General features: G+C 71.7%; 25 protein-coding genes. 21 read left to right on the plus strand and 4 right to left on the minus strand.

Annotated features, from left to right (window positions below):
* Positions 1-2: 2 nt before the first annotated feature.
* From AB0K92_RS14730 to AB0K92_RS14760, 7 genes are all read left to right on the plus strand, one after another.
* Entirely contained in the window at positions 3-1,802 is a 1,800-nt protein-coding gene (locus AB0K92_RS14730) for an ABC transporter substrate-binding protein (protein WP_365922770.1), read from the plus strand.
* Between the two features lie 107 nt (positions 1,803-1,909).
* Positions 1,910-2,908, plus strand: a complete 999-nt coding sequence (locus AB0K92_RS14735; RefSeq protein ID WP_166002402.1) for an ABC transporter permease — start codon at positions 1,910-1,912, stop codon at positions 2,906-2,908.
* Positions 2,905-4,005, plus strand: coding sequence for an ABC transporter ATP-binding protein (locus AB0K92_RS14740; RefSeq protein ID WP_166002403.1), 1,101 nt, complete (start codon positions 2,905-2,907; stop codon positions 4,003-4,005). The genes AB0K92_RS14735 and AB0K92_RS14740 overlap by 4 nt, the downstream gene beginning before the upstream one ends.
* Positions 4,002-5,249: a dipeptide ABC transporter ATP-binding protein gene (locus AB0K92_RS14745; RefSeq protein ID WP_365922773.1), complete on the plus strand. Its 1,248-nt coding sequence runs from the start codon at positions 4,002-4,004 to the stop codon at positions 5,247-5,249. The genes AB0K92_RS14740 and AB0K92_RS14745 overlap by 4 nt, the downstream gene beginning before the upstream one ends.
* 64 nt (positions 5,250-5,313) lie before the next feature.
* Positions 5,314-5,991 (plus strand): trimeric intracellular cation channel family protein, encoded by a 678-nt coding sequence (locus AB0K92_RS14750; RefSeq protein WP_166002405.1) that lies wholly within the window; start codon positions 5,314-5,316, stop codon positions 5,989-5,991.
* Positions 5,992-6,016: 25 nt separating this feature from the next.
* Positions 6,017-6,859, plus strand: coding sequence for a thioesterase family protein (locus AB0K92_RS14755; RefSeq protein ID WP_365922776.1), 843 nt, complete (start codon positions 6,017-6,019; stop codon positions 6,857-6,859).
* Between the two features lie 166 nt (positions 6,860-7,025).
* Positions 7,026-8,003, plus strand: coding sequence for a YafY family protein (locus AB0K92_RS14760; protein WP_365922778.1), 978 nt, complete (start codon positions 7,026-7,028; stop codon positions 8,001-8,003).
* 11 nt (positions 8,004-8,014) lie between these two features.
* Here the strand turns inward: AB0K92_RS14760 and AB0K92_RS14765 are convergent, their stop codons facing one another.
* Positions 8,015-8,653, minus strand: coding sequence for a TetR family transcriptional regulator (locus AB0K92_RS14765; protein ID WP_365922780.1), 639 nt, complete (start codon positions 8,651-8,653; stop codon positions 8,015-8,017).
* A 113-nt stretch (positions 8,654-8,766) separates the two neighbouring features.
* Here AB0K92_RS14765 and AB0K92_RS14770 point away from each other — a divergent pair, with 113 nt between their 5' ends.
* From AB0K92_RS14770 to AB0K92_RS14780, 3 genes are all read left to right on the plus strand, one after another.
* A complete protein-coding gene (locus tag AB0K92_RS14770) occupies positions 8,767-8,934 on the plus strand; it encodes a hypothetical protein (protein ID WP_166002409.1) in 168 nt (55 codons plus the stop codon).
* A 32-nt stretch (positions 8,935-8,966) separates the two neighbouring features.
* Positions 8,967-9,233, plus strand: a complete 267-nt coding sequence (locus AB0K92_RS14775) for a DUF4190 domain-containing protein (protein WP_365922782.1) — start codon at positions 8,967-8,969, stop codon at positions 9,231-9,233.
* Positions 9,234-9,330: 97 nt separating this feature from the next.
* The gene (locus AB0K92_RS14780; protein WP_365922784.1) at positions 9,331-10,494 is read left to right on the plus strand and encodes a cysteine desulfurase family protein; all 1,164 of its coding nucleotides are present in this window, start codon (positions 9,331-9,333) and stop codon (positions 10,492-10,494) included.
* A gap of 306 nt (positions 10,495-10,800) precedes the next feature.
* Here the strand turns inward: AB0K92_RS14780 and AB0K92_RS14785 are convergent, their stop codons facing one another.
* Positions 10,801-11,478: an N-acetylmuramoyl-L-alanine amidase gene (locus AB0K92_RS14785; RefSeq protein ID WP_365922786.1), complete on the minus strand. Its 678-nt coding sequence runs from the start codon at positions 11,476-11,478 to the stop codon at positions 10,801-10,803.
* Positions 11,479-11,538: 60 nt separating this feature from the next.
* On the opposite strand from AB0K92_RS14785, the gene mnmA reads away from it, so the two are divergent.
* The gene (gene mnmA / locus AB0K92_RS14790; RefSeq protein WP_365922788.1) at positions 11,539-12,675 is read left to right on the plus strand and encodes a tRNA 2-thiouridine(34) synthase MnmA; all 1,137 of its coding nucleotides are present in this window, start codon (positions 11,539-11,541) and stop codon (positions 12,673-12,675) included.
* A gap of 78 nt (positions 12,676-12,753) precedes the next feature.
* Here the strand turns inward: mnmA and AB0K92_RS14795 are convergent, their stop codons facing one another.
* Positions 12,754-13,539: an alpha/beta hydrolase gene (locus AB0K92_RS14795; protein WP_365922897.1), complete on the minus strand. Its 786-nt coding sequence runs from the start codon at positions 13,537-13,539 to the stop codon at positions 12,754-12,756.
* A gap of 38 nt (positions 13,540-13,577) precedes the next feature.
* Positions 13,578-13,901, minus strand: coding sequence for a DUF427 domain-containing protein (locus AB0K92_RS14800; protein ID WP_365922790.1), 324 nt, complete (start codon positions 13,899-13,901; stop codon positions 13,578-13,580).
* Between the two features lie 51 nt (positions 13,902-13,952).
* Between AB0K92_RS14800 and AB0K92_RS14805 the strand changes: the two genes are divergently transcribed.
* The 10 genes from AB0K92_RS14805 to AB0K92_RS14850 all read left to right on the plus strand — a co-directional run bounded on the left by AB0K92_RS14805 (position 13,953) and on the right by AB0K92_RS14850 (position 25,339).
* Positions 13,953-14,492 carry a TIGR00730 family Rossman fold protein gene (locus AB0K92_RS14805; protein WP_365922792.1) on the plus strand — a complete coding sequence of 180 codons (540 nt, stop codon included), beginning with the start codon at positions 13,953-13,955 and terminating at the stop codon, positions 14,490-14,492.
* 18 nt (positions 14,493-14,510) lie between these two features.
* Entirely contained in the window at positions 14,511-15,209 is a 699-nt protein-coding gene (locus AB0K92_RS14810; protein ID WP_365922794.1) for an SDR family oxidoreductase, read from the plus strand.
* Between the two features lie 30 nt (positions 15,210-15,239).
* The gene (locus AB0K92_RS14815; RefSeq protein WP_365922797.1) at positions 15,240-16,247 is read left to right on the plus strand and encodes a methionine synthase; all 1,008 of its coding nucleotides are present in this window, start codon (positions 15,240-15,242) and stop codon (positions 16,245-16,247) included.
* A gap of 15 nt (positions 16,248-16,262) precedes the next feature.
* Positions 16,263-18,455: an NAD-dependent DNA ligase LigA gene (ligA, locus tag AB0K92_RS14820; protein WP_365922799.1), complete on the plus strand. Its 2,193-nt coding sequence runs from the start codon at positions 16,263-16,265 to the stop codon at positions 18,453-18,455.
* A 270-nt stretch (positions 18,456-18,725) separates the two neighbouring features.
* Positions 18,726-20,981: a bifunctional diguanylate cyclase/phosphodiesterase gene (locus tag AB0K92_RS14825; RefSeq protein WP_365922801.1), complete on the plus strand. Its 2,256-nt coding sequence runs from the start codon at positions 18,726-18,728 to the stop codon at positions 20,979-20,981.
* Positions 20,982-21,282: 301 nt separating this feature from the next.
* Positions 21,283-21,579: an Asp-tRNA(Asn)/Glu-tRNA(Gln) amidotransferase subunit GatC gene (gatC, locus tag AB0K92_RS14830; RefSeq protein ID WP_004925108.1), complete on the plus strand. Its 297-nt coding sequence runs from the start codon at positions 21,283-21,285 to the stop codon at positions 21,577-21,579.
* 6 nt (positions 21,580-21,585) lie between these two features.
* Positions 21,586-23,079, plus strand: a complete 1,494-nt coding sequence (gene gatA, locus AB0K92_RS14835; RefSeq protein ID WP_365922803.1) for an Asp-tRNA(Asn)/Glu-tRNA(Gln) amidotransferase subunit GatA — start codon at positions 21,586-21,588, stop codon at positions 23,077-23,079.
* Positions 23,076-23,315 carry a hypothetical protein gene (locus AB0K92_RS14840; protein ID WP_166002421.1) on the plus strand — a complete coding sequence of 80 codons (240 nt, stop codon included), beginning with the start codon at positions 23,076-23,078 and terminating at the stop codon, positions 23,313-23,315. Before gatA ends, AB0K92_RS14840 begins: the two co-directional genes overlap by 4 nt.
* Positions 23,316-23,330: 15 nt before the next feature.
* Complete coding sequence (gatB, locus tag AB0K92_RS14845; RefSeq protein WP_365922805.1) at positions 23,331-24,845, plus strand: Asp-tRNA(Asn)/Glu-tRNA(Gln) amidotransferase subunit GatB; 1,515 nt, start codon at positions 23,331-23,333, stop codon at positions 24,843-24,845.
* 89 nt (positions 24,846-24,934) lie between these two features.
* Positions 24,935-25,339: a hypothetical protein gene (locus AB0K92_RS14850; protein WP_365922807.1), complete on the plus strand. Its 405-nt coding sequence runs from the start codon at positions 24,935-24,937 to the stop codon at positions 25,337-25,339.
* The last annotated feature ends 26 nt before the right edge of the window (positions 25,340-25,365 follow it).

Raw genomic sequence — 25,365 nt, forward strand, 5'->3', positions numbered from 1 at the left:
TCGTGACTACCCAACGCACCTCAGGGCGGCGCAAGCAGGCCATGGCCGCTGCCGCGGTGGTCGCCGCGCTGCTGACCACGGCGGCGTGCGGCGGCGGCGGTGGCAAGGACAGCAACAACGGGTCGAAGAACGGCGCGGCCGGCTTCAACGCGGCGAACAACAAGGTCGCCCAGGCCGACCTGGCGAAGAAGGGCGGCACCCTGAAGTTCGCCGCCCCGCAGGACGCCGACTCGTGGGACACCACCCGCGGCTACTACGGCTTCATGTGGAACTTCGCGCGCTACTACAGCCGCCAGCTCGTCACGAACAAGACGGAGCCGGGCAAGGCCGGCACCGAGCTGACCCCGGACCTCGCCACCGGTCTCGCCAAGATCAGCGACGACGGCAAGACCTACACGTACACCCTGCGTGACGGCATCACCTGGGAGGACGGCAAGCCGATCACCTCCAAGGACATCAAGTACGGCATAGAGCGCGTCTGGGCGCAGGACGTGCTGTCCGGCGGCCCGACGTACCTCAAGGAGGTGCTCGACCCCAAGGGCGAGTACGAGGGCCCGTACAAGGACAAGTCCAAGGACAAGCTCGGCCTGAAGGCCATCGAGACCCCAGACGACAAGACCATCGTCTTCAAGCTGCCCGAGGCCAACTCGGACTTCGAGGAGATGCTGGCGCTCATCTCGGCCTCCCCGGTCCGCCAGGACAAGGACACCAAGTCCAAGTACGGCCTGAAGCCGTTCTCCTCCGGCCCGTACAAGTTCGAGTCGTACAGCCCGGGCAAGGACCTGACGCTGGTCCGCAACCCCGAGTGGAAGCAGTCCTCGGACCCGATCCGCAAGGCCTACCCGGACAAGATCACGGTCAAGTTCTTCTCGAACGCCAACGACCTGGACGCCCGTCTGATCGCCGGTGACTACGACCTGGACCTGGCCCAGACCAGCCTCTCCCCGCAGGGCCGCGCCACCGCCCTGAAGGAGCACAAGGCGAACCTGGACAACCCGGTCTCCGGCTACATCCGGTACGCGGCCCTCGCGCAGAACGTGAAGCCGTTCGACAACATCCACTGCCGCAAGGCGGTGCTCTACGGCGCCGACCACGTCTCGCTGCAGACCGCGCGCGGCGGCCCCGTCGCCGGCGGTGACATCGGCACCAACATGCTGCCTCCGGGCATCCCGGGCGGCGAGGGCCAGAAGTACGACCCGTACGGCATGGCCGGTGAGAACAAGAAGGGCAACGTCGCCAAGGCCAAGGAAGAGCTGAAGGCCTGCGGCAAGCCGAACGGCTTCAAGACCAAGATCGCGGTCCGCAACAACAAGCCCGCCGAGGTCGCCACCGCCGAGTCCCTCCAGGCCTCGCTGAAGAAGGTCGGCATCCAGGTCGAGATCGACCAGTACGACGGCGCCCAGAACTCCAGCGTGGTCGGCAGCCCCTCCAACGTGGAGAAGAAGGGCTACGGCATCATCATCATGGGCTGGGGCGCGGACTTCCCGTCCGTCCAGGGCTTCGGTCTGCCGCTGTGGCACAGCAAGTACATCCTCGAGAGCGCCAACAACAACTACGCGCTGATCGAGGACAAGGAGATCGACGGCCTCTTCGCCGACTACGTGAAGACGCTGGACGAGGCCGAGAAGGTCGAGATCGCCAAGCAGATCAACCACAAGGTGATGGAGGGCGCGTACTACCTGCCCTTCGTCTTCGAGCGGTTCCTGAACTGGCGCTCGGACCGGCTGGCGAACGTGTACACCACCGACGCGTACAGCGGTCAGTACGACTTCGTCAACCTCGGTCTGAAGAACACGAAGTAACCGGCACACCCGCCGTACGGCACGAAAGGCAGGTGAAGGCCGGCGCGGCGTGACCGCGGGCCCCGGAAGACCTCCGGCGGCCCGCGGTCCGCGGCGGGCCGTTAGCTGTGCTCGCTTACCTCATCAGGCGGTTGTTCGCCGCCGCAGTGATGCTCGTGGTCATCGTCGTGGTGGTCTTCAGCATCTTCTTCCTCATCCCCAAGTGGGCGGGCGTCGACGTCGCCCTGAACTTCGTGGGCAAGCAGGCCGACCCCGCCGCCGTCGAGGGCGTGCGGGAGAAGCTGGGCCTCGGTGACCCGATCTACTCCCAGGTCTGGGAGTTCTTCAAGGGCATCTTCGTCGGCCGCACCTACGCCGGCGGCGGTGACATCACGCAGTGCGCCGCGCCGTGCTTCGGCTACTCCTTCCGCAGCGAACAGGCCATCTGGCCCGTGCTGACCGACCGCTTCCCGGTGACCCTGGGCCTGGCGCTCGGAGCGGCCGTACTGTGGCTGATCTTCGGCCTGGCCGCGGGTGTGCTCTCCGCCCTCAAGCGGGGCAGCTTCTGGGACCGCGGCGCGATGATCGTCGCCCTGGCGGGTGTCTCCCTCCCCATCTACTTCACCGGTCTGCTCAGCCTCGCGATCTTCTCCTACGGACTGGGCTGGATCAACGGTGAGTTCGTCCCCCTGGAGGAGAGCTTCACCGGCTGGCTCGGCGGCATGATCCTGCCGTGGGTCACCCTCGCCTTCCTCTACGCGGCGATGTACGCCCGCATCACCCGCGCCACCATGCTGGAGATCCTCGGCGAGGACTACATCCGCACGGCGCGCGCCAAGGGTCTGCGCGAGCAGGTCGTCATCCGCAAGCACGCCATGCGCTCGACGATGACGCCCATCCTCACCATGCTCGGCATGGACCTGGGCGCCCTCATCGGCGGTGCGATCCTGACCGAGACCACGTTCTCGCTGCCCGGCCTCGGCCAGGCCGTGCTGAACGCGATCAAGAACCAGGACCTGCCCGTCATCCTGGGCGTCACCCTGATCACTTCTCTCGCGGTGCTCATCGCCAACCTCGTGGTGGACGTCCTGTACGCCGTGATCGACCCCCGAGTGAGGCTCACATGACCGAACTCAGCAAGACGGGCGCGGCCGTGGGCGAGCCCACCTCGGCCACCGGTCCCGCCCCGACCGCCTTCCTGGAAGTGCGCGACCTGAAGGTGCACTTCCCCACCGACGACGGCCTGGTGAAGTCCGTCGACGGGCTCAGCTTCCAGCTGGAGAAGGGCAAGACCCTCGGCATCGTGGGCGAGTCCGGCTCCGGCAAGTCGGTGACCTCGCTGGGCATCATGGGCCTGCACACGGCCGGCAACTACGGCAAGCGCAAGCCGCGGATCTCCGGCGAGATCTGGCTCAACGGCACCGAGCTGCTGACGGCGGACCCGGACCACGTGCGCCGGATGCGCGGCCGCGAGATGGCGATGATCTTCCAGGACCCGCTGTCCGCGCTGCACCCGTACTACACGATCGGCCAGCAGATCGTGGAGGCGTACCGGATCCACCACGACGTCGACAAGAAGACCGCCAAGCGCCGCGCGGTCGAGATGCTGGACCGGGTGGGCATCCCGCAGCCCGACAAGCGCGTCGACAGCTACCCGCACGAGTTCTCCGGCGGTATGCGCCAGCGCGCGATGATCGCGATGTCGCTGGTCAACAACCCCGAACTGCTCATCGCGGACGAGCCGACCACCGCCCTGGACGTCACCGTCCAGGCGCAGATCCTCGACCTGATCCGGGATCTGCAGAAGGAGTTCGGCTCGGCGGTCATCGTCATCACCCACGACCTGGGCGTCGTCGCCGAGCTGGCCGACGACCTCCTGGTGATGTACGGCGGCCGGTGCGTCGAGCGCGGCCCCGCCGAGAAGGTGTTCTACGAGCCCCGCCACCCCTACACCTGGGGTCTGCTCGGCTCGATGCCGCGCCTCGACCGCGACCAGCAGGAACGGCTGATCCCGGTCAAGGGCTCCCCGCCCTCCCTCATCAACGTCCCGTCCGGCTGCGCCTTCAACCCGCGCTGCCCGTACGCGGACCTGCCGAAGGACAACGTCACCCGCACGGTCCGCCCGGAGCTGACCGAGGTCGGCAGCCGGCACTGGGCCGCCTGCCACATGACGCAGGAGCAGCGGGAGCGTATCTGGACCGAAGAGATTGCGCCGAAGCTGTGAGCGACGAGAAAGCAGTGACGATCCCCGCGCAGAGCGCGTCCGGCGGGGAGGCCGACGGTGACGTGCTGCTCAAGGTCACCGGCCTGCAGAAGCACTTCCCGATCAAGAAGGGGCTGCTGAAGCGGCAGGTCGGCGCGGTCCACGCGGTCGACGGCATCGACTTCGAGGTGCGCCGGGGCGAGACCCTGGGCGTCGTCGGCGAGTCCGGCTGCGGCAAGTCGACGATGGGCCGGCTGATCACCCGGCTGCTGGAGCCGACCGGCGGCACGGTCGAGTTCGAGGGCAAGGACATCACGCACCTCGGGGTGGCGGGCATGCGTCCGCTGCGCCGCGATGTGCAGATGATCTTCCAGGACCCGTACTCGTCGCTGAACCCGCGCCACACCATCGGCACGATCATCGGCGCCCCCTTCCGGCTCCAGGGCGTCGAGCCCGAGGGCGGCATCAAGAAGGAGGTGCAGCGGCTGCTGTCGGTGGTCGGGCTCAACCCCGAGCACTACAACCGCTACCCGCACGAGTTCTCCGGCGGTCAGCGCCAGCGCATCGGCATCGCCCGCGCGCTCGCGCTGAACCCGAAGCTGGTCGTGGCCGACGAGCCGGTCTCCGCGCTGGACGTGTCGATCCAGGCGCAGGTGGTGAACCTGCTGGACGACCTCCAGCAGGAGCTGGGCCTGACGTACGTGATCATCGCGCACGACCTCTCGGTGGTCCGGCACGTCTCGGACCGGATCGCGGTGATGTACCTCGGCAAGATCGTGGAGCTGGCCGACCGTGACCTGCTCTACAAGTCGCCGATGCACCCGTACACCAAGGCGCTGATGTCCGCGGTGCCGATCCCGGACCCGAAGCGCAAGAACGCCAAGAGCGAGCGGATCCTGCTCAAGGGCGACGTGCCGTCGCCGATCTCCCCGCCGAGCGGCTGCCGGTTCCACACCCGGTGCTGGAAGGCGACGGAGATCTGCAAGACGACCGAGCCGCCGCTGCTGGAGCTGCGCCCCGGCCAGCGGGTCGCCTGCCACCACCCGGAGAACTTCGAGGACCAGGCCCCGCAGGACACGGTCCTGCTGAGCGCCGCCAAGGAGGCGGGCGAGCTGGTGCCGGACGCGGTGCTGGAGCAGTCGGCGGAGACGTCGGCGGCGGTGAGGAAGGCTGTCGAGAAGGACGTCGAGAAGGACGTCGAGAAGGCCGTCGGTAAGAACGTCGAGAAGACGTCCGACGACGGGGCCTCCACCGAAGAGAAGTAAATGATCAAGGGGGGTGCGCCTGCGTTTGCCAGGTGCACCCCCCTTGACGCGTCAGAATGTTCGGGTGCTCCAGCAACTGTTCACCCCGTCCGTCCAGCACACCCTGGATCTGGTCGGCATCTTCGTCTTCGCGATCTCCGGCGCGCTGCTGGCCGTCCGCAAGAACTTCGACGTCTTCGGCATCGCCGTCCTCGCCGAGGTCACCGCGCTGGGCGGCGGGCTCTTCCGTGACCTGATCATCGGCGCCGTACCGCCGGCCGCCTTCACGGACCTGGGGTACTTCCTCACCCCGCTGCTCGCCGCGCTGCTCGTCTTCTTCCTCCACCCGCAGGTCGAGCGCATCCAGACCGGGGTGAACGTCTTCGACGCCGCCGGGCTCGGCCTGTTCTGCGTCTCCGGGACGATAAAGGCCTACGAGTACGGTCTCGGCCTGACCGCCTCCGCGACCCTCGGCCTCGCCACCGCGGTCGGCGGCGGTGTGCTGCGCGACGTGCTCGCCAACGAGGTGCCCTCGCTGCTGCGCTGGGACCGGGACCTGTACGCGGTGCCCGCGATGGTGGGCGCCACGATGGTGGCGCTGTGCATCCGCTTCGACGCGCTGACCACGGTGACCTCCGGGGCCGCCGTCGTCACCGCCTTCGCGCTGCGGCTGCTCGCGATGCGCTTCAACTGGCGCGCGCCGCGGGCGTGGAACCGGCGGTCCACGGTCCGGGAAGAGGACCCCTCAAAAGCTACCGCTTAGTAGTTTCCTGTTGTACCGTACCGCCATGGCTCAGGCATCCCAGGCGACGATCGGTGACAGCGAGTTCGACCGCGACACGGCCGTCACCCGCCGCGCGGACGGCGTCTACGACATCGACCTCTCCGCCGGCTGGACCATCATCAGCGCCGTCAACGGCGGCTACCTGCTGGCCGTCCTGGGCCGCGCGCTCGCCGACGCCCTGCCGCACCCGGACCCGTTCACCATCTCCGCGCACTACCTGACCGCCTCCCAGCCGGGCCCCGCGGTCGTGCGCACCGACGTGGTCCGCACCGGCCGCACCCTCTCCACCGGCCAGGCCTCCCTCTTCCAGTACGACGAGCACGGCGACGAGGTCGAGCGGATCCGCGTCCTCGCCTCCTACGGCGACCTGGACACCCTCCCCGACGACGTCCGTACGACGGCGAAGCCGCCCGCGATCCCGCCGATCGAGCAGTGCTTCGGCCCCGACGACGCGCCCGCGCCCGTGCCCGGCAGCTCCGCCATCACCGACCGGCTGATGCTCAAGCTGGACCCCGCCACCCTCGGCTGGGCGCTCGGCGCGCCTTCCGGCAAGGGCGAGATGCGGGCCTGGTTCGGTCTCAAGGACGGGCGCGACGCCGACCCGCTCTCCCTGCTGCTCGCGGTGGACGCGCTGCCGCCCACCGCCTTCGAACTGGGCCTCTCCGGCTGGGTGCCCACGGTCGAACTCACCGTCCACGTCCGCTGCCGCCCGGCTCCGGGACCGCTGCGCGTCTCGATCACCACCCGCAATCTCGCGGGCGGCTTCCTGGAGGAGGACGCGGAGGTCTGGGACAGCGCCGACCGCCTGGTGGCCCAGTCCCGCCAGCTGGCGAGGGTCCGGCTGTAGGGGCCCTTCTGGGGTAAGGACCGTCGAGGACTTGCAGGGCTCTCGGTGACTGCAAGGCCTTCAGGGGCGCGGGGAACTGCGCGACCAGCCCCCCACAACCCGCACCCGCCGACGAACCGCAGAGTCAACCCAGTAGGCGCTCCGGACCCACCCCTAACCTGACCCCGTGAAGTCGGACCGCCTCCTCTCCATCCTCCTCCTGCTGCAGACCCGCGGCCGCGTCACCGCCACCGAACTCGCCGAACGGCTCGAAGTCTCCGTCCGCACCATCTACCGGGACATCGAGTCCCTGTCCGCCGCCGGCGTCCCGGTCTACGCCGAACGCGGCCGCCACGGCGGCATCGGACTGCTCGCCGGCTTCCGCACCGACGTCACCGGACTCACCGCGGACGAGTCCCGCGCCCTGTTCGTCCTCGCCGCACAGGGCGCCCACGCCGCCCTCGGCCTGGACGCCGCCCTCGGCTCCGCCCTGCGCAAGGTGATGGCCGCCCTGCCCGCCCCGCACCGCCCGGCCGCCGACGTCATCTCCCGCCGCGTCCTCGTCGACGCCACCCGCTGGAAGGGCGGCCCGGGCCCCGCCGCCGGCCTCGACGTGCTGCGGGACGCGGTCTTCGCCGACCGCCGGCTGCGGCTGCGCTACCGGCACGGCGGCACCGGTACGCCGCGCACCTACACCGTCGACCCGTACGGCCTGGTCGCCAAGGCGGGCGTCTGGTACCTCGTCGCCGACCGGCGGGGACAGCCGCGGCTGTTCCGCGCCGACCGGGTGCGGTCCGCGCGTGTTCTCGACGACCCGGTCCGGCGCCGCGCGGGCGTCGAACTGGCCGACCTGTGGGAGGAGTTGCGCCGGCGGGTCGAGGAGCGGCCGGGCGGCCTGGAGGTCACCGCCCGGGTCCGCCGCGACCGCCTCGGCCTCTTCCTGCGCATCACCGCGCCCTGGCTCGTCGAGCGACCCGAGGACCCCGAGAACCAGGGGCGATCCGAGGACGGCGACTGGGTCACCGTACGGCTGGCGTTCGGCGTCCTCGGCGAGACCCGCGTGCTGCTCCAGTTCGCCGACCGGGTGGAGGTCGTGTCACCGCCCGAGGTGCGCGCGGAGCTCGCGCGGGCGGCGGCGGCCGTGACCGCGCTGTACGCGGACTGAACCGGCGGCCGTCACGGGGTGGTTCCGTCCCGCCAGTGCGCGCGGCCGAGGCCGATCAGCCGGAGCCGGCGGATGGCGAGCCGGGTGACGCGCCGGCGCTCCTCCTCCGGGGCGTCCAGGGTCTCCAGGAACTGCGAGGCGGTGACGAGCATCTGGTCGACGTAGAGACCGGCGAGCATCAGCAGGTCGTCGTCGCTCCAGCCCTCCGACTCCCGGTCCTTGGCCAGCTCGGTCCTCACCTCCTCGGTGAACCGGGCCAGTTGCTCCCGGATGGCCTCGCGCACGGGCTGCACCCCGCCGTGGCGCTCGCGGGCGATGAACCTCACGTGCGCGGGGTACGCGTCCACATGACGGGTGATCAGTTCGACGGCGTGCGTGGCGCGTTCGTCGTGGTCGTCCACCGCGGACACCGTCGTCCGGATCATCGGGTGCAGGCTGCCCAGCGCCTCCTCGACCAGGGCCACGCCGAGATCCGCCGTGGAGCGGAAGTGCCGGTAGAAGGCGGTCGGGGCGACACCGACGGCGCGGGTGACCTCACGCAGGCCCAGGCTGCTCAGGCTCTGCTCCTCCAGCAGCCGCAACGCCGCGTCCAGGAGCGCCTGCCGGGTCTTCTGCTTCTGGGCCTGCCGGATACCGAGGGTGTGACTCATGCCATGCAGTTAACAACTGTTCTCTATAAGGGGGAAGAGATAAGGCGCGTTAGACTGGGTAGTCAGTGAACAGATGTACTCGCGATCGTTCACCGAGAGAGGGGGGAACCCTCATGCTCTTCCTCGTCGCGGCCCTGCTCCTGCTGGGCGTGGTCCTGGGCACCGTCGCCCACGCGCCGCTCACCTTCTCCGTCGCGATGGGCGCGGTCATCGCCGTCTGGCTCGGCGTCTTCGCCGTCCGCGAGCGCCACGCCCGCCGCCGGGGCACACCGTCCCACTGACCGGATCAACCGACCGTCGGGAGCTGACCGACATGCATCTCACCGCACCGGCAACCCGTCGCACCGGCATCCGCGACACCGACGGCATGGCCGTCGCGTCCTTCGTCCTCGGACTGCTCGGACTGCTCGTCTTCAACATCTTCCTGGGGCCCGTCGCCATCACCCTGGCGAGCATTGCTCTGTGGCGCGGCACGCGGCGCCGCGGCCGCGCCCTGCTCGGCCTGGGGCTCGGCGTCGCCGACCTGGTGGTGCTGCTCGCCTTCGTGCAGGCCGACAACACCGTCTCCTGGAGCTTCTGAGCGAGCCGCCGAGGGAACGGCCGGGCGGGCTCGCGGGCCCGCCCGGCCGACCGGCGCCGAGGGGCGCGGGGGAGCGCGCCGTAGAATCGGGCTCACCATGGCATACCTCGACCACGCCGCGACCACCCCGATGCTCCCGGAGGCGGCAGAGGCACTGACCGCCCACCTGGGCGTCACGGGCAACGCCTCCTCCCTGCACGCGTCCGGCAGACGGGCCCGCCGCGCCGTCGAGGAAGCCCGCGAGACCCTCGCCGAGGCCCTGGGCGCCCGCCCCAGCGAGGTCGTCTTCACCTCCGGCGGCACCGAGGCGGACAACCTCGCCGTCAAGGGCCTGTACTGGTCCCGGCGCGCCGCCGACGACCGCCGCACCCGCGTCCTCGCCAGCCCCGTCGAGCACCACGCGGTCCTCGACGCGGTCCACTGGCTCGGCGAGCACGAGGGCGCCGTGGTCGAGTACCTGCCCGTCGACGCCTACGGCCGGGTCCACCCCGACGCGCTGCGCGAGGCCATCGCCCGCGACCCGGACGACGTCGCCCTCGCCACCGTGATGTGGGCCAACAACGAGATCGGCACCGTCCTGCCGGTGCGCGAACTCGCCGCCGTCGCCGCCGAGTTCGGCGTCCCGCTGCACGCCGACGCGGTCCAGGCGGTCGGCCAGCTCCCGGTCGACTTCGGCACCTCGGGCCTCGCCGCGATGACCGTGTCCGGCCACAAGATCGGCGGCCCGTACGGCATCGGCGCGCTGCTGCTGGGCCGCGAGCACAGCCCCGTGCCGGTGCTGCACGGCGGCGGCCAGGAGCGGCACGTGCGCTCCGGCACCCTCGACGTCCCCGCCATCGCCTCCTTCGCCGTCGCCGCCCGGCACGCCGCCGAGCACCGCGAGCGCTTCGCCCGCGAGATCGGCGCCCTGCGCGACGACCTGGTCACGGCGGTCCGTACGGCCGTCCCGGACGCGATCCTCGGCGGCGACCCCGTCAACCGCCTCCCGGCCAACGCCCACTTCACCTTCCCCGGCTGCGAGGGAGACTCCCTGCTGCTGCTCCTCGACGCGCAGGGCATCGAGTGCTCCACCGGCTCCGCCTGCACCGCCGGCGTCGCCCAGCCCAGCCATGTCCTGCTCGCCACCGGCACCGACCCGGACCTGGCCCGCGGCACCCTGCGCTTCTCGCTCGGCCACACGTCCACCGCGGCGGACGTGGAGGCGGTCGCGAAGGCGATCGGGCCGGCGGTGGAGCGGGCGCGCGCGGCGGGGCTGACGTAGCGCGGCGGGGCTGACGTAGCGCGCCGGGGCTGACGTGGCACGCCGGGGTTGTCGGGGCGCGCAAAAGGACCTACGAGACGGGTTCCCTTCGCCGGTATTGCCCGGATCAGGTGGCTGGGGGTCGCCTTCCGGTCTTGCGACCTTCCGGCCTCTCAGCCCGTCCGTCGACGTCGGCAATGGCGGAGGCGTCAGCGTCTCGCCACAGTCGGCGACTCCGGTCCGGACTCCCTCACTCGTCCCGTAGGCCTGTTCCCAGGATAAGACGCCCAGGCAGGGATGTAACCGGTCGAATGCTGTTTTTTTCGGCTAGGCCGGTCCGGGTGACGCCGCCGCGGACACCGTCTGCCGCACCAGCCTCAGATACCGCTCCCAGTCCCAGTGCGGCCCCGGATCGGTGTGGTCCGTGCCCGGCACCTCCACGTGCCCGATGATGTGCTCCCGGTCCACCGGGATGCCGTACCGCCGGCAGATGCCCGCCGTCAGCCGGGCCGACGCGGCGTACATCGCGTCCGTGAGGTCCTGCGGGCGGTCGACGAAGCCCGCGTGCTCGATGCCGATGCTGCGCTCGTTGTACTCCCGGTTGCCCGCGTGGTACGCCACGTCCAGCTCGCGGATCATCTGCGCGATCCGGCCGTCCTGCCCCACGATGTAGTGCGACGCGGCGCCGTGACCGGGGTCCTGGAAGACCTTCACCGCGCTGTCGAAGCTGCCCTGGGTGACATGGACGATCACCATGTCTATCGCGTAGTCGTCGGGCCGGTCCGCCCACCGGAAGTTGGCCGAGGAGGCCGCCACCCAGCGCGCGCCCCGGTAGTCGACCGCGCCCTCCTCGCGGGGCTTGCGCACGCCCGGCACCTGCCACCACAGCCGCGACAGCTCGTCGCGCGCCAGCACCGCCCCGGTGCCGAGCACGGCCGCCGCGCCGCCCACGATCAGTGAACGGCGCCCGATCCGCCGGCGTGAGCCGTCCCTCGTCTGCTCCATGTCAGCCAGAACGGATACTCGCGGGCCGCGGTTCCCGCGCCCCCGTACCCTGGAGGGGTTATGACTGACACCCCGCAGCGCTCCCGCCCGCTCCGCGTCCTCGCCGCCATGTCCGGCGGTGTCGACTCCGCCGTCGCCGCCGCCCGCGCGGCCGAGGCCGGCCACGACGTGACCGGCGTCCACCTGGCGCTCTCCGCGAACCCGCAGTCGTTCCGTACCGGCGCGCGGGGCTGTTGCACCATCGAGGACTCCCGGGACGCCCGCCGCGCGGCGGACGTCATCGGCATCCCGTTCTACGTCTGGGACCTCGCCGACCGCTTCCGCGAGGACGTCGTCGAGGACTTCGTCGCCGAGTACGAGGCCGGCCGCACCCCCAACCCGTGCCTGCGCTGCAACGAGAAGATCAAGTTCGCCGCGCTCCTCGACAAGGCGCTCGCCCTCGGCTTCGACGCGGTCTGCACCGGCCACTACGCCAAGGTGATCGTCCGCGAGGACGGCACCCGCGAGCTGCACCGCGCCTCCGACATGGCCAAGGACCAGTCGTACGTCCTCGGCGTCCTCGACGACAGGCAGCTCGCGCACGCGATGTTCCCGCTGGGCGACACGGTCACCACGAAGGAGGAGATCCGCGCGGAGGCCGAGCGGCGCGGGCTGGCGGTCGCCAAGAAGCCCGACTCGCACGACATCTGCTTCATCGCCGACGGCGACACCCAGGGGTTCCTGGCGAAGCGGCTGGGCAGGGCCGAGGGCGACATCGTCGACGAGGCCGGCAACAAGCTGGGCACCCACGAGGGCGCGTACGGCTTCACCATCGGCCAGCGCAAGGGCCTGCGGATCGGCACGCCCGCCCCCGACGGCAAGCCGCGCTACGTCCTCGACATCTCGCCCGTGAACAACACCGTCACGGTCGGCCCCGCGGAGGCCCTGGACGTCACCGCCCTCACCGCGATCAAGCCCCGCTGGTGCGGCGCCGCCCCCGCCGGCCCCGGCACCTACACCGCCCAGCTGCGCGCCCACGGCGGCGAGACGCCGGTCACCGCGGAACTCGTCGACGGTGAACTGCGCGTCGAGTTCACCGAGCCGGTCCGCGGCGTCGCCCCCGGCCAGGCGATCGTCCTGTACGACGGCACCCGCGTGGTGGGCTCGGCGACGATCGCGTCGACGGTACGGGCGACGACGGCGGCCGGAGTGGCCTGAGCCGGCCCGCACGGCACGCGCGCGGCTGCGTCCCGCCCGGCGCCCTCGGGTGCCGGGCGTCCTCCGCGCGGTGCCCGGTCACCCGGCCGTGAAGAACTCCGCCAGCACCGGAGCGAGCACCTGCGGGTCCACCATGTGGGTCTGACCCTCCAGCACGCGATACGCGCCCTGGAGTGCCGCCTCCGCGACCGAGCGGGTCGCTTCGCGTGCCCAGGCGGGGCTCTCCGCGCCCGCCACGGCGAGGACGGGCACCGACAGGGCGGCGAGCCGTCTCCGGGGGACGAGCCCGTCGCCCATCACGGCGTCGTCGTGGGCGAGGCTGGGGGCGATCGCCTCCATCTCGGCCCACATGGGGGAGCGCCGCGCGCCCGCGATCATCTCCGGGGCCATGCCGGTCAGGCGCAGGAACAGCTCGACGGCGTCCCCGCGCCGCCCCTCCGCCAGCGCGCGGGTCAGCCGCTCGGTGTAGCGGGCCCGGTCCCGCGCCCCGCCGGCGGCGAAGTCCGCGTACGGCGGCTCGTACACCGCGACCCGCTCCACCGGCAGGCCGCTCGCCGCCGCCTCCAGGGCCAGCGCGCCGCCCGACGACATGCCGTACAGCGACGCCTCGCCGCCCACCGTCTCGATCAGCGCCGCCAGGTCCTCGACCTCGCGGGCCACCGCGTACGGCGCCGTGTCGCCGCTCGCGCCGCGGCCCCGGCGGTCGTACACGACGACGTCGAAGCGCTCGCCGAGGACGGCGGCCAGCGGCGCCATCGTGTGCCCCGTCGACATCGCCCCGCTGATCAGGACGAGCGCGGGGCCCTCACCGGTGCGCTGGTACGCGAGGGGCGTGCCGTCGCGCGAGATGGTCTCCTTGTCCATGCCCATGGAGACTGCCACGGCGTACCGGACTCATCGGGTCACAACACTTCGACGTCGTAGAAACACAGATGCCCCTTGATCGCGGCGACGTCCGGCTTGGGGTCCGGGTAGGACCAGACGAGGTCCGGCGCGTCCGGCAGCGACCAGTAGGACGCCGTGCCCTTGAAGGGGCAGCGGGTGCGGGTGTCGGACGGGGTCAGCAGGTCGAGCCGGACGTCCTCGGCGGGGAGGTAGTAGCGCACCGGGCAGCCGGTCTCGCGCAGCACCAGGGGCCGCTCGCTCTCGGCCAGCACCTGCCCGCCGTGGACCACGCGGACGTGCTGGGTGCCCTGCTCGACGGTGATCGTGTGTCCATGGGCCATACCCGGACAGCGCCCGCGGGACGGCGGATGTTCCCGCGTACGGTGGACGCCATGAACATCTGCGTCTTCCTCTCCGCAGCCGACCTCGACGACCGCTACACGCGCCCCGCGCGGGAGTTCGCGAAGCTGCTCGGCAAGGGCGGGCACACGCTCGTCTGGGGCGGCTCCGACGTCGGCCTGATGAAGGTTGTCGCGGACGGCGTGCAGGAGGCGGGCGGCCGGCTCGTCGGGGTCTCCGTCGACTTCCTGGCCGCGAAGGCGCGCCCTGGCACCGACGAGATGGTGATCGCGCGGGATCTCGCCGAGCGCAAGCGGCTGCTGCTGGAGAGGTCGGACGCCGTGGTGATCATGGTGGGCGGCACCGGCACGCTGGACGAGGCCACCGAGATCCTGGAGCTGAAGAAGCACGGCAGGACCGACAAGCCGGTCGTGCTGCTGAACACCGCGGGCTTCTACGACGGCCTGAAGGAGCAGTTCCGGCGGATGGAGGACGAGGGGTTCCTGCCCCGCCCGCTGACCGACCTGGTGTTCTTCGCCGAGGAGCCGGTCGGTGCGCTGGCGTACCTGGAGGAGAGCCAGGGCGTGGCCTGACCGCGCGGTGATGCGAGCATGGCGGGCATGGCTACACATGTGATCACCGGAGCGGGTTCCGGCATCGGCGCGGCCGTCGCCCGCCGTCTGCACGCGCGCGGGGACGAGCTGGTCCTGCACGCGCGGGACGCCGCCCGCGCCAAGGAGCTGGCCGCCGAGTTCCCCGGCGCGCGCACCCTGGTCGGCGACCTCTCCGACCCCGACAGGCTGAGCTGGGCCTTCTCCCACCAGTCGCTCCCGGACCGGGTGGACTCGCTGCTGCACATCGCGGGCGTCGTCGACCTGGGCCGGGTCGGCGACCTGAGCGTGAAGTCCTGGCGCCACCAGCTCAACGTCAACCTCATCGCCCCGGCCGAGCTGACCCGCCACTTCCTGCCCCAGCTGCGGGCCGCGCGCGGCCATGTCGTCTTCGTCAACTCCGGCGCCGGCCTGAACGCCCACGCCGAGTGGTCCGCGTACGCCGCCTCCAAGCACGGCCTGAAGGCCCTCGCGGACTCCCTGCGCCACGAGGAGCACGCGAACGGCGTGCGGGTCACCACCGTCTACCCGGGCCGCACCGCCAGCCCCATGCAGGCCAAGGTGCACCAGCAGGAGGGCAAGGAGTACGACCCGGCGCGCTGGATCGACCCCGAGTCGGTCGCCACGACCCTCCTGATGTGCCTCGACCTGCCGAGGGACGCCGAGGTCAACGACCTCACGGTGCGACCGGGACGCTGACCGCGCCGGGCGGTTCCGTAGGCTGCTGCGGTGAGCGAAAACAGCCAGTTCAGCTTCGGTGCCGCCACCGGCGTCGGGTCCCTGCCCGGCGGCGACGCCCGGGAGGCCGCCAAAACCGTCACCGGGTCCTTCGAGGACTTCCCCTTCCTGGCCGAACTGCCCGCCCGCGGCCCCGGCGCGGACATGATCGGCCGCACCGCCGGGATGCTCGTCGAGCTGTACGCGCGCGTGGAGCCCAGCGGCTGGCGGATCGGCGACCGGCCCGGACGGGACACCCGGCGGGCCCGCTCCTGGCTCGTCGAGGACCTGGACGCCCTGGAGGAGTTCACCCAGGGGTACGAGGGCCCGCTGAAGGTGCAGGCCGTCGGCCCCTGGACGCTCGCCGCCGCGCTGGAGCTGAGGAACGGCGAGGCCGCCCTCTCCGACCTCGGCGCCTGCCGCGACCTCGCCGCCTCGCTCGCCGAGGGCCTGCGCCTGCACCTGGCCGAGGTCCGCCGCCGCGTCCCCGGCGCCCGCCTCGTCCTCCAGCTCGACGAGCCGTCCCTCACCGCCGTCCTGCGCGGCCGGGTGAGGACCGCCAGCGGCTACCGCACCCACCGCGCCGTGGACCGCCAGCTCGTCGAGGCCACCCTGCGCGAGGTGACCGGCGTGCACGACGGCGGCCCGGTCGTCGTCCACTCCTGCGCCCCGGACGTGCCGTTCGCCCTGCTGCGCCGGGCCGGCGCGGCGGCCGTCTCGTTCGACTTCTCACTGCTCACCGAGCGTGACGACGAGGCGATCGGCGAGGCGGTGGAGGGCGGCACCCGGCTCTTCGCCGGTGTCGTCCCGAGCACGGACGGCCGATTGTCAGACCCTGCCGGTAGCGTCATGGGTGTCAGGACGCTGTGGCGCAGACTGGGGCTGTCACCAGCGCTTCTCGCGGAGGCGGTCACGATCACGCCGACGTGCGGACTCGCGGGTGCTTCCCCTGAGTACGCGCGCCGGGCCCTCGCCCACTGCGTCCGGGCGGCGAGATCCCTCGCGGACAACCCTGAGTAACGGGAGGACAACACGGTGGCCGGCGACAAGCAAGCGGAGAGCACGGTGCCCGCCGAGGCACGGGACAAGCACGCGCAGCTCGCTGAGCAGATCGAGGAGCACCGCTTCCGGTACTACGTGAAGGACGCTCCCGTCATCAGCGACGCGGAGTTCGACCGGCTCCTGCGCTCGCTGGAGGCCCTGGAGGAGGAGTATCCGGAACTGCGCACACCGGACTCGCCGACCCAGAAGGTCGCGGGGGCGTACGAGACGGAGTTCACCTCCGTCGAGCACCGTCAGCGCATGCTGTCGCTGGACAACGCGTTCGACGACGCGGAGCTGGCCGCCTGGGCCGAGCGCGTCCACAAGGACGTCGGCAGCGCCCCGCACCACTTCCTGTGCGAGCTGAAGGTCGACGGCCTGGCCGTCAACCTCACCTACGAGCACGGCCGTCTGACCCGCGCCGCCACCCGCGGCGACGGCCGCACCGGCGAGGACATCACGCCGAACGTGCGGACGATCGCGGAGATCCCCGACCGTCTGACGGGCGACCGCGTCCCGGACCTGGTGGAGATCCGGGGCGAGGTGTACTTCCCGATGGAGAAGTTCGAAGGGCTGAACGCCCGCCTGATCGCGGCCGGCGACAAGCCCTTCGCCAACCCCCGCAACGCCGCCGCGGGTTCACTGCGCCAGAAGGACCCCCGCGTCACCGCCACCCGCCCGCTGCACATGGTGGTGCACGGCATCGGCGCCCTGGAGGGCTACGCGGGCCTCACCCGGCTCTCCGAGGCGTACGACCTGCTGAGGCAGTGGGGCCTGCCCACATCCCGGCACAACAAGGTGGTCGACGACCTCGACGGCGTACGGGAGTTCATCGCCTACTACGGCGAGAACCGCCACTCCGTGGAGCACGAGATCGACGGCGTGGTCGTCAAGCTCGACGAGATCCCGCTCCAGGGCCGGCTGGGCTCCACCTCCCGCGCGCCCCGCTGGGCGATCGCCTACAAGTACGCGCCGGAGGAGGTCAACACCAAGCTCGTCAACATCCGCGTGGGCGTGGGCCGCACCGGCCGCGTCACGCCGTACGCCCAGGTGGAGCCGGTGACGGTCGCGGGCTCGGAGGTGGAGTTCGCCACCCTGCACAACCAGGACGTGGTCAAGGCCAAGGGCGTGCTCATCGGGGACACGGTGGTGCTGCGCAAGGCCGGTGACGTCATCCCGGAGATCCTCGGCCCGGTCGTCGACCTGCGGGACGGCACCGAGCGCGAGTTCGTGATGCCGGCCGAGTGCCCCGAGTGCGGGACGCCGCTGCGGCCGATGAAGGAGGGCGACGTCGACCTGCGCTGCCCGAACTCCCGTACGTGCCCCGCGCAGTTGCGCGAGCGCCTGTTCTATCTCGCGGGCCGCAAGGCGCTGGACATCGAGCACTTCGGCTATGTCGCGGCCGCCGCGCTCACCAAGCCGTTGGAGCCCGAGGAGCCGCCGCTGAAGGACGAGGGCGACCTGTTCGACCTCACCGTCGAGGACCTGCTGCCCATCAAGGCGTACGTCCTCGACCAGGACAGCGGTCTGCCCAAGCGGGACCCGAAGACGGGCGAGGAGAAGGTCGCCACCGTCTTCGCCAACCAGCAGGGCGAGCCCAAGAAGAACGCCCTCGCGATGCTGGAGAACATCGCCGCCGCCAAGGAGCGCCCGCTGGCGCGGATCCTGACCGGTCTGTCGATCCGCCATGTCGGCCCGGTCGCCGCCGAGGCCCTGGCCCGCGAGTTCCGCTCCATCGAACGCATCGAACAGGCGACCGAGGAGGAGCTGGCGGGCACCGAGGGGGTCGGGCCGACCATCGCCGCGTCCCTCAAGGAGTGGTTCGCCGAGGAGTGGCACCAGGAGATCATCCGCAAGTGGCGGGCGGCCGGCGTCCGGATGGAGGACGAGCGCACCGGCGAGGACGAGGGACCGCGCCCGCTGGAAGGACTGACCGTGGTCGTCACCGGCACCCTGCAGGACTTCACCCGCGACGGCGCCAAGGACGCCCTGCAGAACAGGGGCGCCAAGGTGACCGGTTCGGTGTCGAAGAAGACCTCGTTCGTCGTTGTGGGTGACAGCCCCGGCTCGAAATATGACAAGGCGATGCAGCTGAAGGTGCCGGTCCTGAACGAGGACGGCTTCAAAGTCCTGCTGGAACAGGGGCCTGAGGCGGCGTCGGAGGCCGCACTTCCGGTCGAGGAGTAGCGGTTGAAGGCCACCCGATCGGCGCATATCAGATGCATACGGGCGGCCGGGGCGCATTCGGGCAACCGTCGACGACCGCTGCCCGTGGAAGGCTTCCGCGGCCTACTGTTGAGATGTGCGCCTGCCGTGCCCAGCTGCGGTCGGGGCATCCCCCGCTCTTGAGGAGCACCTCTCCAAGGGCGCGGGGACGGTTTCCGCAGCGGCGCCGCTGAAGGTTGTCGGGCATCGGGCCGCGTGGCGTGGGCACCGCCGGCTGTGAGAGGGACGGGAATGGAACCGACCGAGAGCGCCGCCCCGGATGCATGGCTGCGCCGGTTGGCCGGCGTCTGGCGAGGGAGCCGCCGGCCGGACCGGGGCGCGGGCACCCAGGAGCGTGCCGTCAAGGCCGCCGCGGCCGCGGACGGCCCCGGCGCCGCACCCCTGACCGGCGGGCGCGCCACCGGCCTGCCGGGAGGCGACCCCGGGACCGACGGGGAGCGGCACCTGTCCTGGCCCGCGCTGCCGGCCGGCGTCGTCGCCGCCGCCGGGTTCGCGCTCGGCGCCGGCTTCCTGCGGGCCTTCACCGGTCACGACGCGCTCTTCCCGTCCGGCGCGGCCGGCTGGTCGCTGGCCGTGCTGACCGGCATCATCGTCGGCCACCTGGTCATGCTCGGCCGCGCCCGCTGGTGGGGCGGCACCGGCTCCGGCGCCGCCCTCACCCTCGCCGTGCTGCTGCTGTACGGCTGGTTGCCGGCCGGCATGGTCAGCCTCACCGTCGTCGTCCTGGTCGGCATAGCCCGGCGCCACCGCTGGCGGCAGGGCGTCCTGCACGGCGCGGTGGACATCCTCGGCATCGGCGCCGGCGCCCTCGTCCTCGCCGCCTTCGGCCGGGTGCCGTCCGTCGGCAACCCCTGGAACCCGGACACCTGGGACCTCTACACCGCTCCCGAGGTGGTGGTGGTCGCGGCCGCGTATCTGCTGGTCACCCGAATCCTGCTGTGGTACCTGAACGCGCCCCGCGCCGGCGGCCTGCCCACCGTCGCCCGCACCGCGCTGGTCCGCCAGGGTCTGCTCGCGGTGGCGCTGCTCGGCATCGCCCCGCTGGTGTGCGTGGTCGCCGTGTCCAAGCCGATCCTGCTGCCGCTGTTCTCCATCCCGCTCATCGCGCTCGACTCCACCTTGTGGATCGCCCGGGCCCGCGCCGAGGAGCAGCTGCGCGACCCGCTCACCGGGCTGCCCAACCGGCAGTGGCTGCTGGAACGCATCTGGACCGCCCTCGACGACGCCGAGCGCATCGGCGCCCGTGCCGCCCTCGTGCTGATCGACCTCGACCGTTTCCGGTCGGTCAACGACACCCTCGGTCATCCGGCCGGTGACCGGCTGCTGCTGCAGACCGCCGACCGGCTGCGGCTGGCCCTGCCCCGCGGCGCGGAGGCCGCCCGGCTGGGCGGGGACGAGTTCGCCGTCTTACTTCCGGTGGCCGACTCCACCACCTCGGCCACCCGCATCGCCCGCGGCCTGGTGGCCGCCCTCGGCTCCCCGCTCGACCTCGACGGACTCACCCTCGTCCTGGAGGCCAGCGCCGGCGTCGCCGTCTTCCCCGACCACGCGCTCGACGCGGAAGGCCTGCTGCGCCGCGCGGACGTCGCCATGTACCAGGCGAAGCGGGACCGCACCGGCGTCGAGGTCTACGAGTCCAAGCGCGACTCCAACACCCCCGACCGGCTCGGCCTCCTCGCCGACCTGCGCCGGGCGCTGGACGCCCACGAGGTCGAGCTGCACTACCAGCCCAAGGTCCGCTTCGACGGCCAAGTGGCCGGCCTGGAGGCACTGGTCCGCTGGGTGCACCCCGAGCGGGGCAAGGTGCCGCCGGACGAGTTCATAGCGATCGCCGAGTCCTCCGGGCTGATGCCCCACCTCACCGAGTACGTGCTGGAGACGGCGCTCGGCCAGGTCGCCCGGTGGCGCTCCCAGGGCCTGTTCGTCCCGGTCGCCGTCAACGTCTCCCCGCGCGACGTCCACACCCCCGGCTTCGCCGGCTCCGTCGCCGCCCGCCTGGCCCGCCACGGGGTCCCGGCCGGGGCGCTCCAGCTGGAGATCACCGAACACGTCCTCCTGGAGGACCCGCAGCGCGCCGCCGACACCCTCGCCGGGCTCACCGGCCACGGCGTGAAGATGTCCCTCGACGACTTCGGCACCGGCTACTCCTCCCTCGTCCACCTGCGCCGCCTCCCGGTCAGCGAGCTGAAGATCGACCGGTCGTTCGTCGCGCGTCTGGCCGTCGACACCGAGGACGCGGAGATCGTGCGGTGCACGGTCGATCTCGCCCACTCCCTGGGACTGCTGGTCGTCGCCGAGGGCGTCGAGGACGACGAGACCTGGGAGCGGCTGCGGGATCTCGGGTGCGACGCGGTGCAGGGGTGGCTGGTCGCCGCGGCGATGCCGCCCGAGGAGACCACGGCCTGGCTGCGGGCCCGGGGGTCGCGCGGGTGGCAGCGGCCGGCGGCGGCGTTGCCCGCGGTGTTGCCTGCGGCGGCGGAGGAGTAGACCGGGCAGGGGAGTGCCGGGTTCGGCCGGCGGGCGGGTGCGGGTTCGGTGTGGCCGGTCGCGCAGTTCCCCGCGCCCCTTGGGTGGGACCACGTGCCGTCCCTCGGTCCGCGCCGCCGTCCCCGCGCTTCTGAGGTGGGACCGCGTGCCGTCCCTCGGTCTGTGCCGCCGTCTCCGCGTCCCTGGGTGGGACCGCGTGCCGTCCCTCGTCCGGCACCCTGGGGAAACCGTTTCACGGGCATGGGGCGGCGCCCCATAGGATTGGGCCAAAACACTCACACTCACCCCAGAGGATCGCTGCATGCCTGGCATCACGCGCGAGGAGGTCGCCCACCTCGCCCGGCTGGCGCGTCTGGAGCTGAAGCCCGAAGAGCTCGACCACTTCGCGGGACAGCTGGACGACATCATCGGCGCGGTCGCCCGCGTCAGCGAGGTCGCCGACCAAGACGTACCGCCGACCTCGCACCCGCTCCCGCTGACGAACGTCATGCGCCCGGACGAGGTCCGCCCCTCGCTCACCCCCGAGCAGGCGCTCTCCGGCGCCCCGGCCCAGGAGCAGCAGCGTTTCAAGGTGCCGCAGATCCTGGGGGAGGAGTAATCCGCCATGACGGACATCATCAAGCTGACCGCGGCCGAGACCGCCGCGAAGATCGCGTCCGGCGAGCTGACCGCCGTCGAGGTCACCGAGGCGCACCTGGCCCGGATCGAGGCCGTCGACGAGAAGGTGCACGCCTTCCTGCACGTCGACCGTGAGGGCGCCCTCGCCCAGGCCCGCGCCGTCGACGCCAAGCGCGAGCGCGGCGAGAAGCTCGGCCCGCTGGCCGGCGTCCCCCTCGCCCTCAAGGACATCTTCACCACCGTCGGCATCCCGACGACGGTCGGTTCGAAGATGCTCGAGGGCTGGATCCCGCCGTACGACGCGACGGTCACGAAGAAGCTGAAGGACGCCGACGTCGTCATCCTCGGCAAGACCAACATGGACGAGTTCGCCATGGGGTCGTCGACGGAGAACAGCGCCTACGGCCCGACCGGCAACCCCTGGGACCTCACCAGGATCCCCGGCGGCTCCGGCGGCGGCTCCTCCGCCGCGCTCGCCGCCTTCGAGGCGCCGCTCGCGATCGGCACCGACACCGGCGGCTCCATCCGCCAGCCCGCCGCCGTCACCGGCACGGTCGGCGTGAAGCCGACGTACGGCGCGGTGTCCCGCTACGGCATGGTCGCCTTCTCGTCCTCCCTCGACCAGGGCGGCCCCTGCGCCCGTACGGTCCTGGACGCGGCGCTGCTGCACGAGGTCATCGCCGGGCACGACCCGATGGACTCCACCTCCATCGACGCGCCCGTCCCGCCGGTCGTCGAGGCCGCCCGCAACGGCTCGGTCGCCGGCATGCGCGTCGGCGTGGTCAAGCAGTTCCGCGGCGAGGGCTACCAGGCCGGCGTCATCCAGCGGTTCGACGAGTCCGTCGCGCTGCTGAAGGAGCTGGGTGCCGAGATCGTCGAGCTGGACTGCCCGTCCTTCGACCTCGCCCTGTCGGCGTACTACCTGATCGCCCCCTCCGAGTGCTCCTCCAACCTCGCCCGCTTCGACGGCCTGCGCTACGGCCTGCGGACCGGTGACGACGGCACGCACTCCGCCGAGGAGGTCACCTCCCTCACCCGTGAGGCGGGCTTCGGCCCCGAGGTCAAGCGCCGCATCATGCTCGGCACCTACGCGCTCAGCTCCGGCTACTACGACGCGTACTACGGCAGCGCGCAGAAGGTCCGCACCCTCATCACGCGGGACTTCGAAAAGGCGTTCGAGCAGGTCGACGTGATCGTCTCCCCGACGACCCCGACCACCGCCTTCCCGATCGGCGAGCGCGCCGACGACCCGATGGCGATGTACCTCGCCGACCTGTGCACCATCCCGACCAACCTGGCGGGCAACGCGGCCATGTCGCTGCCCTGCGGCCTCGCCCCCGAGGACAACCTGCCGGTGGGCCTGCAGATCATCGCCCCGGCGATGAAGGACGACCGGCTGTACAAGGTCGGCGCCGCCGTCGAGGCCGCCTTCGTGGAAAAGTGGGGCCACCCGCTTCTCGAGGAGGCTCCGTCGCTGTGAGCAAGCTGTCGAAGGCCAAGGGCTTCAAGAAGTCCAAGAACGGCCTGTACCTGTCCATGGCCACCACCGCGTTCGGCGCGCTCAGCGTCGCGAAGCAGGCGAAGCTCGCCCGCGCCGAGAGCGACACGCTCCGCCTGGTCGACGCCGCCGTGTCCGCCGCCGCCATCGTCACCGGCCTCGCCATCCTCTACCGCGAGCTGAAGCGGCTGGGCGACGACGACGTCCTGCTGGGCTGAGAGGGAAGTTTCACCGTGACCACCACGACCGACCTGGTGTCGTACGAGGACGCGCTGGCGTCGTACGACCCCGTCATGGGCCTCGAGGTCCATGTCGAACTCGGCACCGAGACCAAGATGTTCTGCGGCTGTTCGACCGCGCTCGGCGCCGACCCGAACACCCAGACCTGCCCGGTCTGCCTCGGCCTGCCCGGCGCGCTCCCGGTCGTCAACGCGACCGGCGTCGAGTCCGCCATCAAGATCGGCCTCGCGCTGAACTGCGAGATCGCCGAGTGGTGCCGCTTCGCCCGGAAGAACTACTTCTATCCGGACATGCCGAAGAACTTCCAGACCTCCCAGTACGACGAGCCGATCGCCTTCAACGGCTACCTCGACGTGCAGCTGGAGGACGGCGAGACCTTCCGCGTGGAGATCGAGCGCGCCCACATGGAGGAGGACACCGGCAAGTCGACCCACGTCGGCGGCGCCACCGGCCGCATCCACGGCGCGTCCCACTCCCTGCTCGACTACAACCGCGCGGGCATCCCGCTCATCGAGATCGTCACCAAGCCGATCACCGGCGCGGGCGAGCGCGCTCCGGAGGTCGCCAAGGCGTACGTCCGTGAGCTGCGCGAGGTCATCCGCGCCCTCGGGGTCTCCGAGGCGCGCATGGAGATGGGCCAGATGCGCTGCGACGTGAACCTCTCGCTGATGCCGAAGGGCAGCGAGACGTTCGGCACCCGCTCCGAGACGAAGAACGTGAACTCGCTGCGGTCCGTGGAGCGCGCGGCCCGCTACGAGATCCAGCGTCACGCGGCCGTGCTGTCCTCCGGCGGCACGATCGTGCAGGAGACCCGCCACTTCCACGAGGACACCGGCTCCACCACCTCGGGCCGCGTGAAGGAGGAGGCGGAGGACTACCGGTACTTCCCGGAGCCCGACCTGGTGCCGGTCGCCCCGTCCCGTGAGTGGGTCGAGGAGCTGCGCGCCGCGCTGCCCGAGCTGCCGCTGGTCCGCCGCAACCGGCTGCGCGAGGAGTGGGGGATCTCCGGCACCGACATGCAGGCGATCCTCAACGCCGGCGCGCTCGATCTGATCGTCGCGACGATCGAGGCCGGTGCCGACGCCGCCGCCGCCCGCAAGTGGTGGATGGGCGAGCTCGCGCGCAGCGCCAACGAGTCCGGCACGGCGCTCGACGAGCTGGCGATCACCCCGGCGCAGGTCGCCCGGGTCGCCGAGCTGGTCGCGAAGGGCGACCTGAACGACAAGCTGGCCCGCCAGGTCATCGAGGGCGTCCTCGCGGGCGAGGGCACCCCGGACGAGGTCGTCGACAAGCGCGGTCTGAAGGTCGTCTCGGACGAGGGCGCGCTGACCGCCGCCGTCGACGAGGCGATCGCCGGGAACCCGGCCGTCGCGGACAAGATCCGCGGCGGCAAGGTGGCGGCGGTCGGCGCCCTGGTCGGCGCGGTCATGAAGGCCACCCGCGGCCAGGCCGACGCGGCGCGGGTCAAGGAGCTGATCCTGCAGAAGCTGGACGTCAGCGAGGGCTGAGCCCGTTTCTCACCGCCCGAGGGGGATGTGCCGGCTACTGCGCATCCCCCTCGGCGCGGGCACGGACGTACGCGCTACGCTGCCGCGCCATGAGTGGACGCCCTGATTCCGACACGCCCTCCGAGATAGCCCGGGATCCGGCCGCGGAGCCGGCCGAGCGGTGGCCGGAGGATCCGGCCGAGGGGCCGGCCGAGCGGTGGCCTGAGGAGCCTGCGGCGGAGTCGCCGGAGGCGCCGGCCGAGGGGCTGAGCGAGGCGCGGCGGGCCCGCTGGACGGCCTCCGGGGCCGGGGCCCTGCTGACCCTCGCGGGGCTCTCCGCGTCCGCACTGCGCGCGACCGCCTCCGCCCCGGCCCTCGTCCCCGCCGCCTACGGCCTGGGCGCCGCCGTGTGCGCCCTCGCCGCCGTCCTGGGCTCCCGGGGCCGCACCCGTCGCGCGCTGTGGCTGCTGGTCGCCGGCGTGATGGTGATGGCGGTGGGGGACCACTTCGACTGAGGTGCACCGTGTGAGGTGACCGACGT

This window comes from Streptomyces sp. NPDC052687, assembly GCF_040678395.1.
In the GTDB taxonomy this organism is placed as follows: Bacteria; Actinomycetota; Actinomycetes; order Streptomycetales; family Streptomycetaceae; genus Streptomyces.

Coding starts and splice junctions, on each gene's coding strand:
- AB0K92_RS14785 (WP_365922786.1), bottom strand. CDS start 11,478: ATGGAGCAGACGAGGGACGGCTCACGCCGGCGGATCGGGCGCCGTTCA.
- AB0K92_RS14765 (WP_365922780.1), bottom strand. CDS start 8,653: ATGAGTCACACCCTCGGTATCCGGCAGGCCCAGAAGCAGAAGACCCGG.
- AB0K92_RS14800 (WP_365922790.1), bottom strand. CDS start 13,901: ATGGCCCATGGACACACGATCACCGTCGAGCAGGGCACCCAGCACGTC.
- AB0K92_RS14755 (WP_365922776.1), top strand. CDS start 6,017: ATGGCTCAGGCATCCCAGGCGACGATCGGTGACAGCGAGTTCGACCGC.
- AB0K92_RS14795 (WP_365922897.1), bottom strand. CDS start 13,539: ATGGACAAGGAGACCATCTCGCGCGACGGCACGCCCCTCGCGTACCAG.
- AB0K92_RS14825 (WP_365922801.1), top strand. CDS start 18,726: ATGGAACCGACCGAGAGCGCCGCCCCGGATGCATGGCTGCGCCGGTTG.
- gatC (WP_004925108.1), top strand. CDS start 21,283: ATGCCTGGCATCACGCGCGAGGAGGTCGCCCACCTCGCCCGGCTGGCG.
- AB0K92_RS14740 (WP_166002403.1), top strand. CDS start 2,905: ATGACCGAACTCAGCAAGACGGGCGCGGCCGTGGGCGAGCCCACCTCG.
- AB0K92_RS14805 (WP_365922792.1), top strand. CDS start 13,953: ATGAACATCTGCGTCTTCCTCTCCGCAGCCGACCTCGACGACCGCTAC.
- gatA (WP_365922803.1), top strand. CDS start 21,586: ATGACGGACATCATCAAGCTGACCGCGGCCGAGACCGCCGCGAAGATC.
- mnmA (WP_365922788.1), top strand. CDS start 11,539: ATGACTGACACCCCGCAGCGCTCCCGCCCGCTCCGCGTCCTCGCCGCC.
- AB0K92_RS14780 (WP_365922784.1), top strand. CDS start 9,331: ATGGCATACCTCGACCACGCCGCGACCACCCCGATGCTCCCGGAGGCG.
- AB0K92_RS14770 (WP_166002409.1), top strand. CDS start 8,767: ATGCTCTTCCTCGTCGCGGCCCTGCTCCTGCTGGGCGTGGTCCTGGGC.
- AB0K92_RS14810 (WP_365922794.1), top strand. CDS start 14,511: ATGGCGGGCATGGCTACACATGTGATCACCGGAGCGGGTTCCGGCATC.
- AB0K92_RS14775 (WP_365922782.1), top strand. CDS start 8,967: ATGCATCTCACCGCACCGGCAACCCGTCGCACCGGCATCCGCGACACC.
- AB0K92_RS14850 (WP_365922807.1), top strand. CDS start 24,935: ATGAGTGGACGCCCTGATTCCGACACGCCCTCCGAGATAGCCCGGGAT.